Below are 17,285 nucleotides of genomic sequence, written 5' to 3' on the forward strand. Positions count from 1 at the left end.
AAATTACAAAAACTGTTCACTTTTTTGAAAAAATATTTTACAAGGAATAAAAAACATAATAAAATTGAACAGGGCTCTTTCTAGTAAGTGAAAGTTTAAGGTAAAAGATACTTTAGAAGTACCTCATAATCGAGTTTTAAGCTACCCTATGTGAGTAACTTGGGTCTTGGTGGTAATAGTTGTACCCTGAGGTTGTAGAATCGCTTTAAAACCCAATTACGGGTATCCGTTCAGAGGTGCGGCTTAAGAGACAATAGATAAAAGGTTTTGAAATGGATTTAACTTTTTTTTGTCTCCAAGTGAGATACAGAGAAATTATCCGCTCAAGGAATCTATTCCCTCGCTCTGACTGTGCAAAATATGAATTCTTACGATAGACAACATAACGCCGTATTTGTCGTTCAACATGATTATTCGTTAATGGAATATTCTTTGGGTCATCCAAAAATGTCCACATCATTGGCTCGGATTTTATAATACCCTTTACCGTTCGTGAAGCTCCTTTTGCTTCAAGTATATAAGATATTTTTATCATGCAGTACTGCATAAATCTTCGCAACTCTTTAGATTGCTTAGTGAACTTTGAAATACTAATTTCATTTTCTGACAAAGCATTTTTTAATGCAAATAATCCATTAGCTGCATCTTTTAAACAATTGCCAAGTCTCATTACTTCACTATTCCAGCTATGAGATAACCTCTCGAAATTTCTCAACAAGTGAGCCCAACAAATTTGTCGTTTTTCATCACTGAAGTAGTTGTAAACTGCATATCTGTCGGTAATTACACGATTTTTGTAATCACAAAATGCACTATTCTTTAAAAACCTCATTCCTCTTGTATCTGCTAACTTCATAAGACTTGCGTTATTGTTGGCAAACATCCAGCACCATCCCAACTTGCCTTTGTTGTAGTGACTGATTTCATCAATATGCAAAATTTCGCTTGCTTTCATTTCTTCCTCTATTTGTTCATAGACTTCTTTACATTTTGATGAGACCCTTGCTTCGCTGTTGGACACACTACCAACACTTATACTCATGTTAATGCTGGGGTTATAACATTTCTCATAATAGTCCGAACAGGTCATAGGAAGGCAGAATCAACAGCACGACGAAAGGATTCGAATAGAGGAATGTTTTTCCTGGCTCTGTTTTTTATAGCAAACCAATAATGCTCAATTTTGTTGAAATCTGGAGAATATGGAGGAAGATATAAAATTTCTGCACCAACTCCTTTAGCAAATCTTATTAGACTTATGAAAAGTAGCATTATCAAGGATAACAGTTTGTCCAGGTTCCAAAATCGGTGTCAGAAACTGCTCAAACCATTTATTAAAGATATCCATATTGCAGTGGCCTTTAAAGGTTAACGGAGCAATTATTTTTCTTCCACTTAAGGCTGCAACCATGCTAATTCGTTGAGTTTTCTTTCCAGATTTTAGGGCATAAAACCGCTGTCCTTTCTGGCAATACCCATAGGTTCAGTGTTATCAATGCCAGACTCATCTATATACACTAATTCTTTAGGTTCTTTTGTTGCTATAACCTTTGAAAATTGAGCTCGCTTTTCTTCATTTCTTTCTTTATATCCGTAGGTCTTTTTTTTCTTGTGAATCCTATATTTTTAAGTGCTCGATGAATTGTTTGTCTACTAATATTGCCCCAGCATCTCTGACTGAGTTTTGCCACCTTGCTCATTTGCAAATTCGGCAAATGCATTCCAGTCGGTAATTTTATGCCACGCTTCCAAGCTTTTTTGATTGAAAATCTCCCGTTTTCTCACGTCTTTTCTTCCACTCATATAAAGTTGTTTCTCCAATCTTAAATCTCTTGGCAACAGTTTCTCCACTCTCTCCTTCATCCAATGCTTCCATTACCTTTTTTCTTAAGTCATAACTATATGCTGCTGGCATGCTTACCATCACTACTATAAATCCATATCTTACCTTTTTTGGACTATTATGAGAAGTGCTATAACTTCTAAAGATGCTATCCTTTTTGGCTTGTTATCTCTAGCCGGAATTTCAACTTCTACTTTTCCAGTACAAGGAACCCTTTCTATAAATTGCCATAATTTTTCTTCTCGAGAATACCTAGATGTTTTATTTATGTTTCGGTTTCTACAAGCTCTTATCAAAACCGCTGAATTAAGACGGTAAGCAAGCTCAAAAAAATCATAAATATCTGCTTCTCTATCACATACCGTTATAGTTTCTGTTTGAGTTGAATCTATAATTTCATTTGTTTTCTTTAAACTTTCTAGCCACTTTATGCTTTCTTTATCTTCAATACTAACGTTTCTACAACGTCTTCTTTTTTCTAGCTCTTGGTCTTCTTTAGATATAGATGGTCTCGAGTAAAGCTTTTGGTCTAGTATTCCTAATGTCAAGCCTTCTGTACTAATCGCAAAAGCTGTGTGCATCATAATACCTTTACTTTGTTTTTTTGAAACAACTGCCAATCCTCTTATTTTTTCATGTCCCATATATGAAATGCAACTTGTATCCTGAATCACAAGAATCCTTTTATGAGTTTTTGTTCTTTCAACAGTTTTTGCAATATGCGATGTTAAGATATCACTTCCTTTTACATTCTCATTTTGAAAAAAACGATAAGCTGCTTTTGCTTCTGACCAACTTCCACATGCTTGATTGATTGAACTTTCAGGTAAACTTATTAAACTATCAGCAATATTTACTAATCGATCTGTCAGTCTTTTATCTCCAAGTGCAGCATCCCCCAATTCATTTCTAGCCCATTCATTACCCTTGTTTGCCATTTTTATACCCTCAATATTCACAAACTTTAATATTCTAATCCTTTATTTATAAGTCCATTTACATTTGTGGGTAATAGTAAGGGTATAGGGACATAGCATCGCATGTAGAGGAGATGTATGACCACAAAATATCTGCAGCAGAAATATCCAATATCACCGACAAATTACTGCCGTTAATCAATGAATGGCGCAGTCGTCCACTGCAATCTGTATATCCAATAGTATTCATGGATGGCATGTTTTTCAAAGTCAAGGAGGACGGGCATTGCGTAAGTAAATGCATGTATAATATATTAGGCATAGATCAAAATGGCAGAAAAGAAGTACTAGGCTTTTATTTAGCCGAAAGTGAAGTTCTGGTTAGGAGTGTTAAATGACCTAAAAGAGAGAGGGGTAGAGGATATTCTGATTGCATGTGTTGATGGTCTAAAAAGTTTTCCTGCGGCTATAAATAGTGTATTTCCCAAAGCAGAAGTACAAATATGTATAGTGCATCAGATAAGAAATTCATTGAAATATGTATCCAGCAAAGATGTGAAAATTTTCATGAATGATTTGAAAAAAATATATCGTGCTTCAAGTAAAGAAATCGCTGAAAATTATTTGCTTGAGCTGGAAGAAAAATGGGGTGAAAAATATCCTTTGGTCATAAAATCGTGGCAAAACAATTGGGAAAATTTGTCTGGTTATTTTAAGTATTCTGGCCCTGTTAGAAGGCTAATTTATACCACCAATCCAATTGAGGGGTTGCATAGACGAATCAGGAAATTCATTAAAACCAAGGGCTCATTTACCAGTACAAATGCCTTGTATAAGTTGGTATATTGTGCTATAAAAAAAGTGGATTATGGCTCTCCCTAATTGGGCTTTAACTATGTCTCAACTTGACATCTTCTTTCCCAACAGATTGAAAATTGAGTTGAACTAAAAATGCGGCTTGACACACTTTTTTGAACATTCCCGCCTATTCGAATTTGCCTCGTAAGTCCCTTACATCACACCTTCTCATTGGTAGCCATGCAACAAAGCCATCCAATATCTCCAACTAATACTGGATATCGATATTTTGTTATCCACACTATGTGATATATATACAGAGTGACTGCTTTTTCTATAATATTCCACATTCTTTGAGATTTTTCACCTTAAAATTATATTCTTAAAAGGATGGACTTTAAGTCCAGTGTTTTTCTCCTAAATTTGGGACAATAAAATCTAACGTGACTTCGCGCCAAATGTGATGCTGCTCAGCAGGTAAGCCAATTAACGGGCTACATTTATATACTGCACGCATTGCATTATCTGCTGCTGATCTAAAAAGAGGATTATTTTGATAAGAACTACTATCTGCTACGTTGGCTACAACGATCTCGCCTTTACTGGATAATAATAAGTTAATTTTTATACTAAAATTTTCTTTATAAACTATGCTCTCAGGAATGCTCCAACACTCTGTCAGTTTATCCCTTATAGAATTAATAATTTCTGTTACAGCCAATTCATCATCTTTGTTCTCAATATTTTTCTTATCTCTTATTTCATTTTTCACCTCTTTGATGTCTTCTCTTAGTTTTCTTTCTACACCCTTTTTTCTTTTGGGAATTGGAATACCCTCATCAATTTCCTGTATTTCAATAATTTGCCTCGGTTGTACTAACTCAACTAATTCTTTTTTTCTTTGTGGTATAGGAATAACTGACGAATCATCCGTTTGGGCTTTCATTGAAAAAAGCAAAAAACAACATAGAAACAAAAGAAGAGTATAATTAAAATAGAGAGGGCGCATATGTTAAGCAGCTTGTTTTACTGGTTTAAAGCTAATATTGCACATAAAGTCAATATATTTCAGTTGACTTAAACTCAAATTTGCTACACTAATTTTATTATCTCTATAATATCATATGGTCAATATACTCTGAATGAGATGGAAAGATGAAGGTGTTATTATAGCTGTTAAAAAATACGGTGATAAAAATTTAATTCTTTCTCTATTTACAAAAAATCATGGAAAGTGCAGAGGATTAACTAGGTTAACAAACAATAGCAATTATAAGTTTCAAATAAGTAATCTATTACATGCAGAATGGAGTGCTAAGCTACCTGAAAATCTAGGTTTTTTAAAGTGCGAATTGATTGAATCTCCATTTCATCATTTCTTTCAAGATAGGTTAAAAAGCATTGCTATTGTTTCTTTCTCGTCTATATTAGAAAAAGTGCTTCCAGAAAGTGAATCCTGCATCAAGTTATATGATAATTTGAGACACTTCATCGATGTAATAAAACATAATAGCCAGTTTTGGCAAAGTCATTACCTTAACTTAGAGCTTCTGCTTCTTACGCAACTTGGATTTAAGTTAGACCTATCAAAATGTGCTGTAACAGGTGTGAAAGAAAATCTACAATTTATTTCTCCAAAAACTGGTAGAGCAGTGTCAAAAAAAGTAGGTGACTGTTATGCAGATAAATTACTACCTTTTCCACAGATGTTGCATGATGTATACAATAACAACCTACAAAATAGCTACTCATATCAAGAATTCAGACTAGGGTTAAAAATTACAGGGTATTTTTTAAATAAATATCTATTTCTGCAGTTAAATGCGAAATTTCCGGAGTTGAGAAATTTTATGCTATCATTTGAATCTTAGTTACTACTTATTTGAAAGAACTTCAACCAGTAACCACTCTATTTCTACCACTGTTTTTTGCTTTATATAAATATTTGTCAGCACGTACTATAAATTTTTTAACATCATCAAGGTCAGATCTTTGCATTGCTGAAATTCCAATGCTCACAGTTACATTATGGGTTGTATTTTTACCCACAAGTATAAAAGGTTCTTTGGCAATAATTTTCCTTATTCTCTCTGCAATAGTATACGCATCTGATACATTGGTATCTGGCATTACAACAACAAATTCCTCACCACCAAACCTAGCTAATAAATCTGTCACTCTGATATTTTCAGAAATTCTTTTCTGTATTTCCTTTAAAAGTTCATCTCCAGCATTATGCCCAAAGTTATCATTCACCATCTTAAAATAATCTATATCAAGTATCATAAGAGATAAACTTCTATCTTTTTCCACAGAATCCTTAACAATATTTCTTAAGTGTGCATCAAAATATCTTCTATTATAACAGTTAGTTAATGGATCCTTTATAGACATTTCTACATTATTAAATAAATTCATTCTCAAGGCATCTTGATACCTTTTGCGTTTCACTTGCAAATTAACCCTAGCTATTAATTCACTCTCATCTAAAGGTACTGTTAAATAATCATTAGCACCTACATCAAGTGCCTTTACTAAATTGCTTTTATCATAATCTTCAGAAAGGATCAGAATTGGTGTATAACGTGTTTCTACTTTACTACGAAACTTAGAACACAACCGTAGGCCGTCAGTTTTTGAAAACTGCATGTCAGAAATAATCAGGTCGTAATTATCCTTAATACCAACCTTTAATGCTTCTTTTGGATCGTGCAGTATTTTAATTGATCTGAAGCGTTGCTTTAGAACATTGTGTATCTGCTCTGCTTGAAAGGTGTCCTCATCTACAACAAGTATGTTAGCATCAAAAATCTGATTAGAATAATCCATAATACTGCTTTCTGCTACTCCACCAATCTCAGCATTAGTTTCTCCTCTCAAGCACAACTCATCTATTATCATCTTTAAGCGCACAAGAGACTTAATTCTTGCAGATAAAGCAGTTTCATCTATCGGCTTAGTTAGAAAGTCATCCGCACCAGCATTAATTCCTTCCACTCTATCATGAGTGTCATGCAGCGCAGTTACCATAATGATTGGAATATAAGTCGTTAAGGGATCATTCTTTAGCTTCTTACAAACCTCAAAACCACTCATTTTTGGCATCATGACATCAAGTAAGATAATATCTGGCTGCTGTTCCGCTACTAAATCTATCGCCTCCTCGCCATCATAAGCTACAATAACTGTATAGTACTCTGCTTTTAGCTGAGCCTCCAAAAGCTTAACATTAGATGGTATATCATCTACTACTAGGATTTTTGCTGTCATTTTTTGTACTATCTACATTGTAAGTAGGATAAAGCTTGCCATCTTCACCAATTATGTAATTGACTTTTTCAACGTTATGCCCTTCATATAATTCTTTAATTCCGGTATCCTTCAACAATTTCCTAACTCTTGATTTTACAACCCAGAAATACCTATATATATTTTTAATAAGATTAAGAAATACAGGTACTTTACTTTTATCAAAAACAATTATACTCACTAAAGCTACAACTAAAATTTCTGAAAGACCTATATTAAACATTTTTCCTATGAAGCAAGTACTTTAATTCTCCTGATTATGAGTATTAATTTACTTAAATCAAGTTTAGAAGCAACCATCTCATCTAAAAAGCTATTGTAACGCTCTATATAATCCTTATCATTAAGAGCCCAAGTTTGAACCTTATCTATATGATTATCAGTAGCTTTTATAACTTTAACAGCTAGCTTATGATGATAATTGCTTAAATCATCTAATAAATCATTAATTAAGCTGCGATCCCAATAAGAAGAATGGCTTTTAATCTTGACAGCAATTGTTCTAATCATATCAAACCTTAGCAGCGACTTTAATTTAAAGTATATTCTACCAGCTTCAAAGATTGATAAAGATGTCTGTTCAGCAATAGATATAACGTCCAGCGCATAAATAAGAATACGTAAATCAGCAACCTTTTTTGCTAGATCTTTATTTATGTTAAGCTCTACCAAAGAGGTTAATCCATGATTATAGATCTTTAACAGGCGATCATCTAAAATATCATGGCCTAAAGTTTCAATTGCACCCCTAAATTTTGTAACACCATCTAGTTCTACAAGATTAAGCTTACCAAGATTTTTTACTAACCAAAATGATACCCTACCAATAAATTTTTGCACACTTCTCACTACTTGCAAATATGAATCAACATCAATTTTTCCATCCAATTCATCAATTTTCTGCCAAAGGCTACTTAAATTATATAGGTGATTAACAACGATATATATGTTAACTGCTTCATGTACTTTAATTCCAGTACTCTCAACCAAATTATTAATAAATATACAGCCCATCCTATTTACTACATCGTTTGTAATGCAAGTAGAAATAATTTCCCTACAAAGTTGGTGTTTCAATATGGAATCCTTGAACTCTGTTACCATCCTTTGTGGAAAGTAATTTAGTAAGTAATCACGGCACAAAAAATCTTTTTCAGGTAGCTCAGAGTGTATAACTTCATTTTTTATTGCTGTTCTTGCATAAGACATCAGAACAGAAAGCTGAGGAGAACAGAAACCTTCTCCATCAGTTAACATTCTTGCTACCTCTTCTTCAGCTGGAAGAAATTCTACATCTCGGTTTAGCAGCCCAAATTTCTCTAAACTGAGTAATAATTTATGGTGCTGCTCCAACTTTTCTTTAGCTTGCAAGCACTCAAGAAGCAATGCTTTTGTTTCAATCCTGTTATGGTTTTCAAGTACCTTAGATGCAACTTCATCTATCATGCTAGCCAGTATTTCATTCCTTTTTTCCAAGGAAATTCCCCCTTCTTTCATAATTGCAACAAAAGCAATCTTGATGTTAACTTCAAGATCAGAACATATTACTCCTGCTGAATTATCAATAAAATCTGCATTGATATACCCACCTATTTTAGCGTATTCTACCCTTCCAAGCTGCGTGCAACCAAGGTTGCCACCCTCTATAAACATAGAAGCTCTAATATCATGACCGTTTACTCTTAATTCATCATTTGCTTTATCGCCAACCATGCCATGGCTTTCACTTTTTGCCTTAACAAAGGTGCCAATTCCTCCATTCCATATGAAATCCACTTTTGCCTTGAGCAAATATCGAATCAAATCATTTGGAGATAATGTATCTTCCGTTATATCAAAGCACTTTTTCATTTCTTGAGAAATTTCTACTTGTTTGCTACTACGTTCAAATACCCCGCCACCATGAGAAATCAAATCTCTATTGTAATCCATCCAAGTGGAAAACGGTAATTCAAAGAGCCGTTTACGCTCCACGAAACTCTTTTCCGCATCAGGATTTGGATCAACAAAAATATGCATATGATTAAATGCTCCAATTAAACTCATATTTCTTGAAAGCAGCATGCCGTTCCCAAATAGATCGCCAGCCATATCTCCAATTCCAATAACAGTTGTATCCTGGTAAATATCCTTATTCATTCTCCAAAAATGGCGTTGTGCTGCAATCCATGCACCTCTTGCTGTAATACCCATCTTTTTGTGGTCATAACCTGCTGATCCACCAGATGCAAATGCATCTTCGAGCCAAAAGTTACATTCAGAGGATATTTCGTTTGCATAATCAGAAAATGAAGCAGTGCCTTTATCTGCTGCAACTACCAAATATGGATCATCTTCGTCATACCTAATCACATTTTCTGGTGGAGTTATTTTGCCATCAACTACATTATCAGTAATATCAAGCATTCCTCTGATGAAATTCTTATAGCATTCAACACCTTTCTCCCTTGAAATGTTTTTGTCTTTATAAACTTGCTTTATTACAAACCCACCCTTTGCGCCAACAGGTACAATGACCGCATTTTTTGTCATCTGGGCTTTCATGAGTCCCAAAACTTCAGTGCGAAAATCTTCCGTTCTATCCGACCATCTCAAACCACCACGAGCCAACTTCCCTCCTCTTAGATGTATTCCCTCAAAAAGGTTTGAATAAACATACAATTCACGGTATGGGCGCGGGTCAGGTAAACCATTTATTTTACTTGAATCAAATTTGATAGATAAGTATGGCTTATCATCTTGATAATAACTGGTTCTCAAAATTGCCATTATCAAGTTAAATATCGAACGCAAAACGTAATCATTTGAAACGTTGCTGATCTCTTTTAGTAGTTCTTCAATTTTTTCTATCAAAATGCTAGTAGTTTCTGCCCTATCAATATCTATTTTAGTATCAAATCTTGAATGAAATAATTCTACTAAATACCTTACTACTTTTGGATACTCTGATACTACTTTCTGGATATATTCTGGGTTATAGCTAAATGATGTCTGCTTTAGGTAGGCGCTTAGCGCTCTAATCAGAAGCACTTCCTTCCACTTGAGCCCAGCAATAATGATCAAGCTGTTAAAATAGTCATTTTTTATTTCCTTGCTGAACACTTTTACAAGTGTTACCTCAAACTGCTCTTTTAAAGTAATGTTGTCTATTAATTCATCAACTCTTGACAACACAAAATGATGTATCCATATTCCACCGTTGATTTCTATATAATAACCATTATGAGATAGAATCTTAGCCCCTAAATTCTTAGTAACCTTTAATATCTTTGACAATTCAAGGCCTCCGTTGCTTGGAGTGTAAACCTTCAATTGATAGTTGAGATTGTCACGAGTAAGCCTCAAATCAACTTCGCTGACTTTTTTCTTTCTCACTATCTCCAATTTTTTCATATCATAATACGCATCATGAGGTTCAAAATTCTCTTGATAACTTATCGGAAATGCCTTGCAATAGCGGATAAATATATCCTCAACAGTGCTAAAAGTATTATATAAATTGTCTATAAAACGATCTTCCCACTTTTCTGTAATGTTTCTTAACTTGTTTTCGATACGCAAAACTTCATCATCAAAAATGCTAGCGCTTTTGGTTCTTAGCACCACGTGTAATTTCATCAAATCATATTCATTGATAATGTGATTGTTATAAATATCTGAACTTTCTGCATTCGTTTCATCTTTCAATATATCGCGTATCTTAAACATTAGTCTTGCACTAGCATAACGCATCGGTATCAATACTATGCAACTAATAAAGTTCCCTACCTTTCTCAAAAATAATTTGACTCTTGGTCTAATCGCAAGAGACATGATCGAGGTGCAAATTTCAAATAACTCGTCTTCATTTGATTGGAATAATTCGTCACAAGAAAATGCCTGTAAAATGGAAATTAAAGCTTTATTGTTATGGCCACCAGGAACAAATCCTGCCTTTTTTTCTATTGTTGTAACCTTATCCTTTATTACCGGAATAGTTCGAATATCTTGCACTTCTGCTATAGAAGTAAATAGCCCAAAAAAATGCTGTTCCCTTATTACATCACCCTGATCATTAAATTCTTTCACTCCTATACAATTCATATAGGTACGCCGATGAACTATTGAGATTAGGTCTGATCTTAGTATGTATAAAGAATTCAAGCTTTCAGAAAAAATTGATGAATTTTGGTACTCTTCACTTGCTCTCATTAACCCGAGGCTCTCCTTACCACTTAGAGCAAGCTTCCCTTCTTTATTAGTAATGTATTCTTGATAACCTAAAAATACAAAATTGTTATTTTTCAACCAAGCTAGAAAATCTCTGCCTCCAGCATCCAATGCCGGATGCTCAAGAAGCTTCTTGAGCATCAATTGCCAGTCCTTTACAACGCAGTTAACTGCTTTTAGCGTCTTTCGTAGAGATTCTTCTAGTGTATCAACAAAGCTACCGCTTATGCCTTTAATAATTACATATATTACTGACTCTTTGATTCCATTACTTTCTTCTAAAAGATGAATTTTATCTATTAGGCTATTTTTTCTTTGAACATTAATTATGCTGTTACTATAATAGCATATAGTTAAACCGTTTGACTTAATAGTGGAAATGACAGAATCCACTAAAAAGGGCATGTCATAATTTGTGATTTTAATTATAGTGAAATTGCCTTCTATTCCTGAAATATCATTTACATTACTTACTGCCAATTTACTTTCTTCTTTTTCTTTTTTAAGAATGAAGTTGTATGCATCTTCTGCAATGTATAAAAGAAATTTATCGTTGACTTTTAGGTCACTATTATAAACAAAATTATAAAAGTACTGTATAAACTCTTTAATTTTTTCTTTCTCTTTTTTATTCCCTTGATCAACTAGCTTAAATAAAGACTCAACATTAACATTATGATTTATACACATTTTTCAAAACAAAAATACACAGCGAATCTAGATCTTTTTAACTAAGATTTCGTTACCAGAAGTATACACTATTAGCTCATCTCCTTCTACTATTTCCCCAGATAAAACTAACTTAGCTAGATTATTTTGAATGCATTCTTGTATTACCCTTTTCAGAGGCCGCGCTCCATATTCAGGGTCATATCCAGTTTGTGCTATTAGTCCTTTAGCTTCTTGCGATAAACTAATACTCAGTTTACGCTTAGCAAGCATCTTTTGTAAATAAGAGAATTGAACATCTATAATTTTATCAATGTCATCTTTGGTTAAGCTGTGGAATATAATAATTTCATCCAGTCTATTTAAAAATTCTGGACGAAACGCTGACTTAACTATTTTCATCACCTCATCTTTCACAGATTCGGTAGCTCCTCTTAGCATCATCTCAGCTCCAAGGTTAGAAGTTAAAATTAGTATGGTATTACGAAAATCAATTAATTTGCCATGGCTATCGGTTAGTCTACCTTCATCCAAAATCTGCAGTAGTATATTAAATATATCTGGATTTGCCTTTTCTATCTCATCAAACAAAATTACCTGATATGGTCTTCTCCTTACTGCTTCGGTTAATCTGCCACCTTGTTCATAACCAACATATCCTGGAGGCGCACCAATTAACTTTGAAACGGAGTGTTTTTCCATATACTCTGACATATCAAAGCGTAGAAGTGCTGATTGATCATCAAACAAAAATTCGGCAAGAGATTTTGCTAACTCTGTTTTTCCAACTCCGGTTGGACCTAAGAATAAAAATGAACCAAAAGGTCGATTAGTATCCTGAACACCAGAACGGGAGCGCCTTACTGCATTACTTATCGCTTCAATTGCATCTCTCTGCCCTATTACTCTTTTTCCTATTTCATTTTCCATGTTAAGGAGCTTTTCCTTTTCACTATGCATCATGTTATCAACTGGAATGCCTGTCCATTTTGAAACAATATTTGCAATATCACTCTCAGTAACTTCTTTCTTTAGGAAACTATCAGTAACTTTTTCCTGATTTTTTAACTCATTTTCAAGTTGAGGAATCACACCATACATCAATTCCCCTGCCCTTCCTAAATTTCCATTCCGCTGAGCCAATTCTAGCTCTTTCCTCGCATTATCCAATTTTTCAGCAGTTTCTTGTATTTTAGCTATTTTATTCTTTTCCATCTGCCATTTACTGCTTAAGTCAGCAAATTTACTGTTTAGACTCTCAATTTCCTCATTTATCTTTTTTAAACGTTGCTTAGAGTTTTCATCACTTTCTTTTTTCAAAGCCTCTGACTCAATTTTCAGCTGTATAATCTTTCTTTCAAGCTCATCAACAACCTCAGGCTTGCTGTCCATTTCAATTCTAACCCTACTTGCTGCTTCATCAATTAAATCGATCGCTTTATCAGGTAAAAACCTATCTGTTATATATCTATTAGAAAGCGTTGCAGCAGCGATTATTGCACCATCTGTGATTCTAATACCATGGTGCACCTCATACCTCTCCTTCAAACCCCTCAGTATTGAAATAGTATCAGTCTCAGTCGGTTGAGAAATAAACACAGGCTGAAAACGCCTTGCAAGCGCAGGGTCTTTCTCTATATGTTGACGATACTCATCCAAAGTTGTAGCCCCTATACAGCGAATTTCTCCACGCGCAAGAGCAGGCTTGAGCAAATTTGAAGCATCCATCGCACCACTTGTCGCTCCTGCTCCCACTAAAGTATGAAGCTCATCTATAAACAAAATAACTTTGCCCTCTGCTTTTAAAATCTCATTAATCACTGCTTTTAGTCTCTCTTCAAACTCCCCTCTAAATTTTGTTCCAGCAATTAATGCACCAAGATCCAAAGCTAAAACTTTTGCATCACGCAAACCAAGTGGTACATCATTTGCAACAATTCTGTTTGCTAAACCTTCAACTATTGCAGTTTTTCCAACACCAGGTTCACCTATCAGTACTGGATTATTTTTTGTTCGCCTCAACGATACCTGCATAGTTCTTCTGATTTCCTCATCACGACCAATTACAGGATCAAGCTTACCTTGCATAGCAAGCTCTGTAATATCTTTTGTATACCTCTTTGCCGCATTTAATTTTTCCTCGCTATTTGGAGAGTCTGCACTGCCACCTTTTCTCATTTCTGCAATAACTGAATTTAATTTTTGCGGTGTTACACCACCTTCTGCTAAAATTTTACCTACAATTTCATCTTTTTGTGCAGCAAGGCCCTGCAACAACCGCTCAACAGTAACAAATGTGTCTTTATTTCTCCTCGCAATACCAATTGAATCATCAAAAACTTTTGCTACCTCTCTTGAAAGCTGAAGTCCAACACTACCTGGTCCTCCAACCACTGGAAACTTTTTAATTGTACTACTCACAGCATCAGAAATATTCTGAACATTTCCACCACAGGTGCCTATCAAATCCTGAACTAAACCTGACTCATCTTCAAGCATTACTTTAAGTAAATGTTCAGGCATAAAAATCTGATGCCCAGCTCCCAATGCTTTCATTTGAGCGCTCTGGATTAGGCTTTTTGCTTTTTCGGTAAATTTATTCAAGTCCATAATACAAATTTAACTCATACTTGCTGATATATATAACAACTACTTTCTCAATTTTAAACTTAAAGTCATTCAGCATTCAACCACTATGGATTAAAATCCATAGTGGTTGAATATTTGATCGTAGGGCTTATCTTTGTTATGCCTTGACCTTAACACAGCTACATTTCTAGGTTTTTCCATCATCGTTTATAATGTTAGGATTAGCGCCTTTTTCTAGCAAAAATTTGATAATCCTTAAATCACCATAATATGCAATATTATGTAGTGCTGTGCTTACATACTTGTTAATAATGTTTACGTTAACTCCCTCATCTATTAAAAACCTAACTATCTCTAAATATCCCCTTCTGCAGCATAATGTAACGCAGTTAACTTAGGCATGTGTGTATCAGTATCTAATAAATTTTTTACTGAGAATTTTACAGTTTCTAAGTTACAATTTTGAGAAGCAATGCGTAATATCGTTTTATAATTATCTGCAGCTTTTGACTTCATGTAGTAATAGGTAGCAATAATACATACTATTAATGTTATAAGCCACCAAAAATGCAGCTTTTTTTTTGTATCTTGACTCAATTTATCCATATTCAACATCTTTTTAATATTAAATAGATCATTTACTCATTTTTTATTAACATTACTTACTCAAAGATGATGACAACATAGTAAGGTAACCTGAGTTGGCTTTGTTGCATAGCGAGTAGAGATGGGAGAAAAAAGGGAGAAAATCTAAAGAAAGTGGTTACTTTATTAAGAAATGAACATTGTGTAGAGTATATGCCAAAGAAGATGAAGGTCAGTAATCATTAAAGAGTATAATCAATTTTTAGAAAAAAGAGGAAATGTCTTTCATTTTATCGATGAAGCTATAGAAAACTGGTACGAAAGTTCAGAAAAAATTCCTGGAGATTTATAGCGATAAGGTTGTTATTGCAGTACGTATAGTCGTTAATCTATTTGGAATAGGCTTAAGGCAAGCAGTTGGATTTATAAAAGGATATTTACAAAGTATAGTGAAGAATCTCCAAGTATTCACAAGCTTCTCGTCAAACTTAATTTGAAACTATGTGACCACAGAACAGATAAAAATGACATAGAGAATATTGAAATTGCTATAGATAGTACTGTAATGCATATTTATAGTAACAGTACTCAACATAACAAAGATAACGCCAAGATAAGGAAGTATAATGGTACAGATCAAATAAGAAAGCTATATGTTGCTTTGGACGTAAACAGCAAAAAGGCAATAGCAGTTCGATATACTAATTTTCTTTCACATGATAGCATCTAAAATACTAAAGGAAATGGGTGATATCTATAAGATTAAGTCTCTGCGTGCAGATGGAACTTATGATACAGATAATTTATATAAGTTGTGCAATCAATACAATTTGAAACCCATCATAAAGCCAAGAAAAAATGCAAAAATCTGCAGCAATATAGATTATCTATCAGAAAGAAACAACAACATTAGTATAAGGAAAACTTACCCACTGGAAAAAGAAGACAAGGTATGAAATACGTTCACGTATCGAGAGTTTTTTCCTGAGGCTCAAAAAAACATTTGGATTTAGTTTTAAGAATAAATCTGAGGTAAATCGCTCTCAAGAGGTGCTTTTAAAATGCTATTTTATTAATAACTTTACTGATATAGGTATGCCTATTTTCAAATTTGCCTCGTAAATTCCTTTCATTACTCCTCCTTATTCCTTGCCATTCAACAAAACCTGGGAAGGGCTATACTTGGCAGTGGCTACACTTCTTACGGCAGAGCGATAAATGATTGCTGGTTAACCAAATGCTAGGAGAGGGTATGGGTAGTTTGATTTTTTATGTTGTTCTGAAAAGAAGATGTACTATATTTAGTATAAAATTCATAGTTACATGTTAATATTATACTAGTTTTTTAATTAAGGAGAATATTATGAAAAGTAATACAAAAAGTGCTGCTGCGTATAATACTAGAGAAGAAGCGTATGAACAATATTACCATTGCATACGCGCATGTCCTAAAAGTCATCAGGATAATAACGAACTACGTAGTGCATGCATTAGTAAATGTAGGGAAAGTGATTGGAGCTTTGAACAGGATGTAAAATTTAGTGATCAATTAAATTCTATTACGTCTCAGCTCCAGGAAGGGCTGAACGATTTATCTGAGTTGTCATCAGATCTAAATCTAATGAAACTATAAAAAAGAAGATACTTAGTATCTTCTTTGCTATGCAAGCTACTCTTATAGTTGAGTGTCACTAATTAGAGAAGTTTAAGCAGCGCATAACCTTGCTTATATTTTGCATAATATACATTTACGTATATTATAATAGGTATATAGATATTTTTTATTAAAAAGGAAGGGGAGGTGCCTTCGTGTGTTGACATCCTCCCCGCCCTAAAGGGCAAGGATTCCTACCACGTTCAGACCGAAGTCTGAATCATCTCGGTGGGTTCCTGCTTCATCGGGAGGCTAAATGCACTATCCCCTCCACAGGCACAACACGGCATGCCCTGCCGCTAAATCTATTATGCTTTTGTGCATATTCGGTGTCAACACCCGCTTCCGCCTTATATCCCCGCCCTGAAGGATGGGGTTTTACGGTGTTTTTTTGATAAGAAAAAGTCTTTTTCGGTGGTTACACCTATATTCTTTATTTCAGCTTTAAAACTGTTAAAATATAGCCCTTCCCATAATAGTCCAAAAAAATCATAAGAAGTAAGAATCGACAGCATGACGAAAAGATGTGAATAGAGGAATGTTTTTCCTAATTCTATTTTCTATAGCAAACCAATTATGCTCAATTTTGTTAAAATCTGGAGAATAAGGAGGTAGATATAAAATTTCTGCACCAACTCCTTTAGCAAGTTCAGTAATCTTATTAACCCCAGTTATGGATTAGAAAGTAGAATTAATAAAGAGAGGAATAGGG

General features: G+C 34.2%; 7 protein-coding genes and 8 pseudogenes. 4 read left to right on the forward strand and 11 right to left on the reverse strand.

The genetic code is table 11. The features are described from left to right. Positions 1-243 precede the first annotated feature (243 nt). The 3 pseudogenes from tnpC to OPR37_RS01905 form a co-directional block, all read right to left on the reverse strand. A pseudogene (tnpC, locus tag OPR37_RS01895) lies at positions 244-1,045 on the reverse strand (IS66 family transposase); the annotation flags it as partial. Between the two features lie 41 nt (positions 1,046-1,086). Beyond that, positions 1,087-1,915 (reverse strand): annotated as a pseudogene (locus OPR37_RS01900) (IS630 family transposase). A 62-nt stretch (positions 1,916-1,977) separates the two neighbouring features. After that, positions 1,978-2,781 (reverse strand): annotated as a pseudogene (locus OPR37_RS01905) (IS4 family transposase); the annotation flags it as partial. An 80-nt stretch (positions 2,782-2,861) separates the two neighbouring features. On the opposite strand from OPR37_RS01905, the pseudogene OPR37_RS01910 reads away from it, so the two are divergent. Continuing rightward, positions 2,862-3,709 (forward strand): annotated as a pseudogene (locus OPR37_RS01910) (IS256 family transposase); the annotation flags it as partial. Positions 3,710-3,812: 103 nt separating this feature from the next. On the opposite strand, the pseudogene OPR37_RS01915 reads toward OPR37_RS01910, so the two are convergent. After that, positions 3,813-3,906, reverse strand: a pseudogene (locus OPR37_RS01915) (IS200/IS605-like element ISW1 family transposase); the annotation flags it as partial. 49 nt (positions 3,907-3,955) lie between these two features. Continuing rightward, a complete protein-coding gene (locus tag OPR37_RS01920) occupies positions 3,956-4,504 on the reverse strand; it encodes a hypothetical protein (protein ID WP_052265027.1) in 549 nt (182 codons plus the stop codon). 196 nt (positions 4,505-4,700) lie between these two features. Here OPR37_RS01920 and recO point away from each other — a divergent pair, with 196 nt between their 5' ends. Further along, a complete protein-coding gene (gene recO / locus OPR37_RS01925) occupies positions 4,701-5,429 on the forward strand; it encodes a DNA repair protein RecO (protein ID WP_019236521.1) in 729 nt (242 codons plus the stop codon). A 22-nt stretch (positions 5,430-5,451) separates the two neighbouring features. On the opposite strand, the gene OPR37_RS01930 is transcribed toward recO, so the two are convergent. From OPR37_RS01930 to OPR37_RS01950, 5 genes and pseudogenes are all read right to left on the reverse strand, one after another. Beyond that, positions 5,452-6,828, reverse strand: a complete 1,377-nt coding sequence (locus OPR37_RS01930) for a PleD family two-component system response regulator (RefSeq protein WP_007302914.1) — start codon at positions 6,826-6,828, stop codon at positions 5,452-5,454. After that, positions 6,800-7,090 (reverse strand): Sec-independent protein translocase subunit TatB, encoded by a 291-nt coding sequence (gene tatB / locus OPR37_RS01935; protein WP_007302915.1) that lies wholly within the window; start codon positions 7,088-7,090, stop codon positions 6,800-6,802. Before tatB ends, OPR37_RS01930 begins: the two co-directional genes overlap by 29 nt. A gap of 5 nt (positions 7,091-7,095) precedes the next feature. Then, positions 7,096-11,766 carry an NAD-glutamate dehydrogenase gene (locus OPR37_RS01940; protein WP_264684977.1) on the reverse strand — a complete coding sequence of 1,557 codons (4,671 nt, stop codon included), beginning with the start codon at positions 11,764-11,766 and terminating at the stop codon, positions 7,096-7,098. A gap of 27 nt (positions 11,767-11,793) precedes the next feature. Continuing rightward, a complete protein-coding gene (gene clpB / locus OPR37_RS01945; RefSeq protein WP_149168911.1) occupies positions 11,794-14,355 on the reverse strand; it encodes an ATP-dependent chaperone ClpB in 2,562 nt (853 codons plus the stop codon). 90 nt (positions 14,356-14,445) lie between these two features. After that, positions 14,446-14,940, reverse strand: a pseudogene (locus OPR37_RS01950) (ankyrin repeat domain-containing protein). A 192-nt stretch (positions 14,941-15,132) separates the two neighbouring features. On the opposite strand from OPR37_RS01950, the pseudogene OPR37_RS06275 reads away from it, so the two are divergent. Both OPR37_RS06275 and OPR37_RS01965 read left to right on the forward strand, forming a co-directional pair. Next, a pseudogene (locus OPR37_RS06275) lies at positions 15,133-16,041 on the forward strand (IS5 family transposase). A gap of 241 nt (positions 16,042-16,282) precedes the next feature. Continuing rightward, positions 16,283-16,552 (forward strand): hypothetical protein, encoded by a 270-nt coding sequence (locus OPR37_RS01965; protein WP_019236515.1) that lies wholly within the window; start codon positions 16,283-16,285, stop codon positions 16,550-16,552. 510 nt (positions 16,553-17,062) lie between these two features. Here OPR37_RS01965 and OPR37_RS01970 read toward each other — a convergent pair. After that, positions 17,063-17,236, reverse strand: a pseudogene (locus OPR37_RS01970) (transposase); the annotation flags it as partial. Positions 17,237-17,285: the final 49 nt, after the last annotated feature.

The organism is Wolbachia endosymbiont (group B) of Lycaena phlaeas (assembly GCF_947251875.1).
Lineage (GTDB): Bacteria > Pseudomonadota > Alphaproteobacteria > Rickettsiales > Anaplasmataceae > Wolbachia.

Coding starts and splice junctions, on each gene's coding strand:
- OPR37_RS01940 (WP_264684977.1), bottom strand. CDS start 11,766: ATGTGTATAAATCATAATGTTAATGTTGAGTCTTTATTTAAGCTAGTT.
- OPR37_RS01965 (WP_019236515.1), top strand. CDS start 16,283: ATGAAAAGTAATACAAAAAGTGCTGCTGCGTATAATACTAGAGAAGAA.
- tatB (WP_007302915.1), bottom strand. CDS start 7,090: ATGTTTAATATAGGTCTTTCAGAAATTTTAGTTGTAGCTTTAGTGAGT.
- clpB (WP_149168911.1), bottom strand. CDS start 14,355: ATGGACTTGAATAAATTTACCGAAAAAGCAAAAAGCCTAATCCAGAGC.
- recO (WP_019236521.1), top strand. CDS start 4,701: ATGAGATGGAAAGATGAAGGTGTTATTATAGCTGTTAAAAAATACGGT.
- OPR37_RS01920 (WP_052265027.1), bottom strand. CDS start 4,504: ATGAAAGCCCAAACGGATGATTCGTCAGTTATTCCTATACCACAAAGA.
- OPR37_RS01930 (WP_007302914.1), bottom strand. CDS start 6,828: ATGACAGCAAAAATCCTAGTAGTAGATGATATACCATCTAATGTTAAG.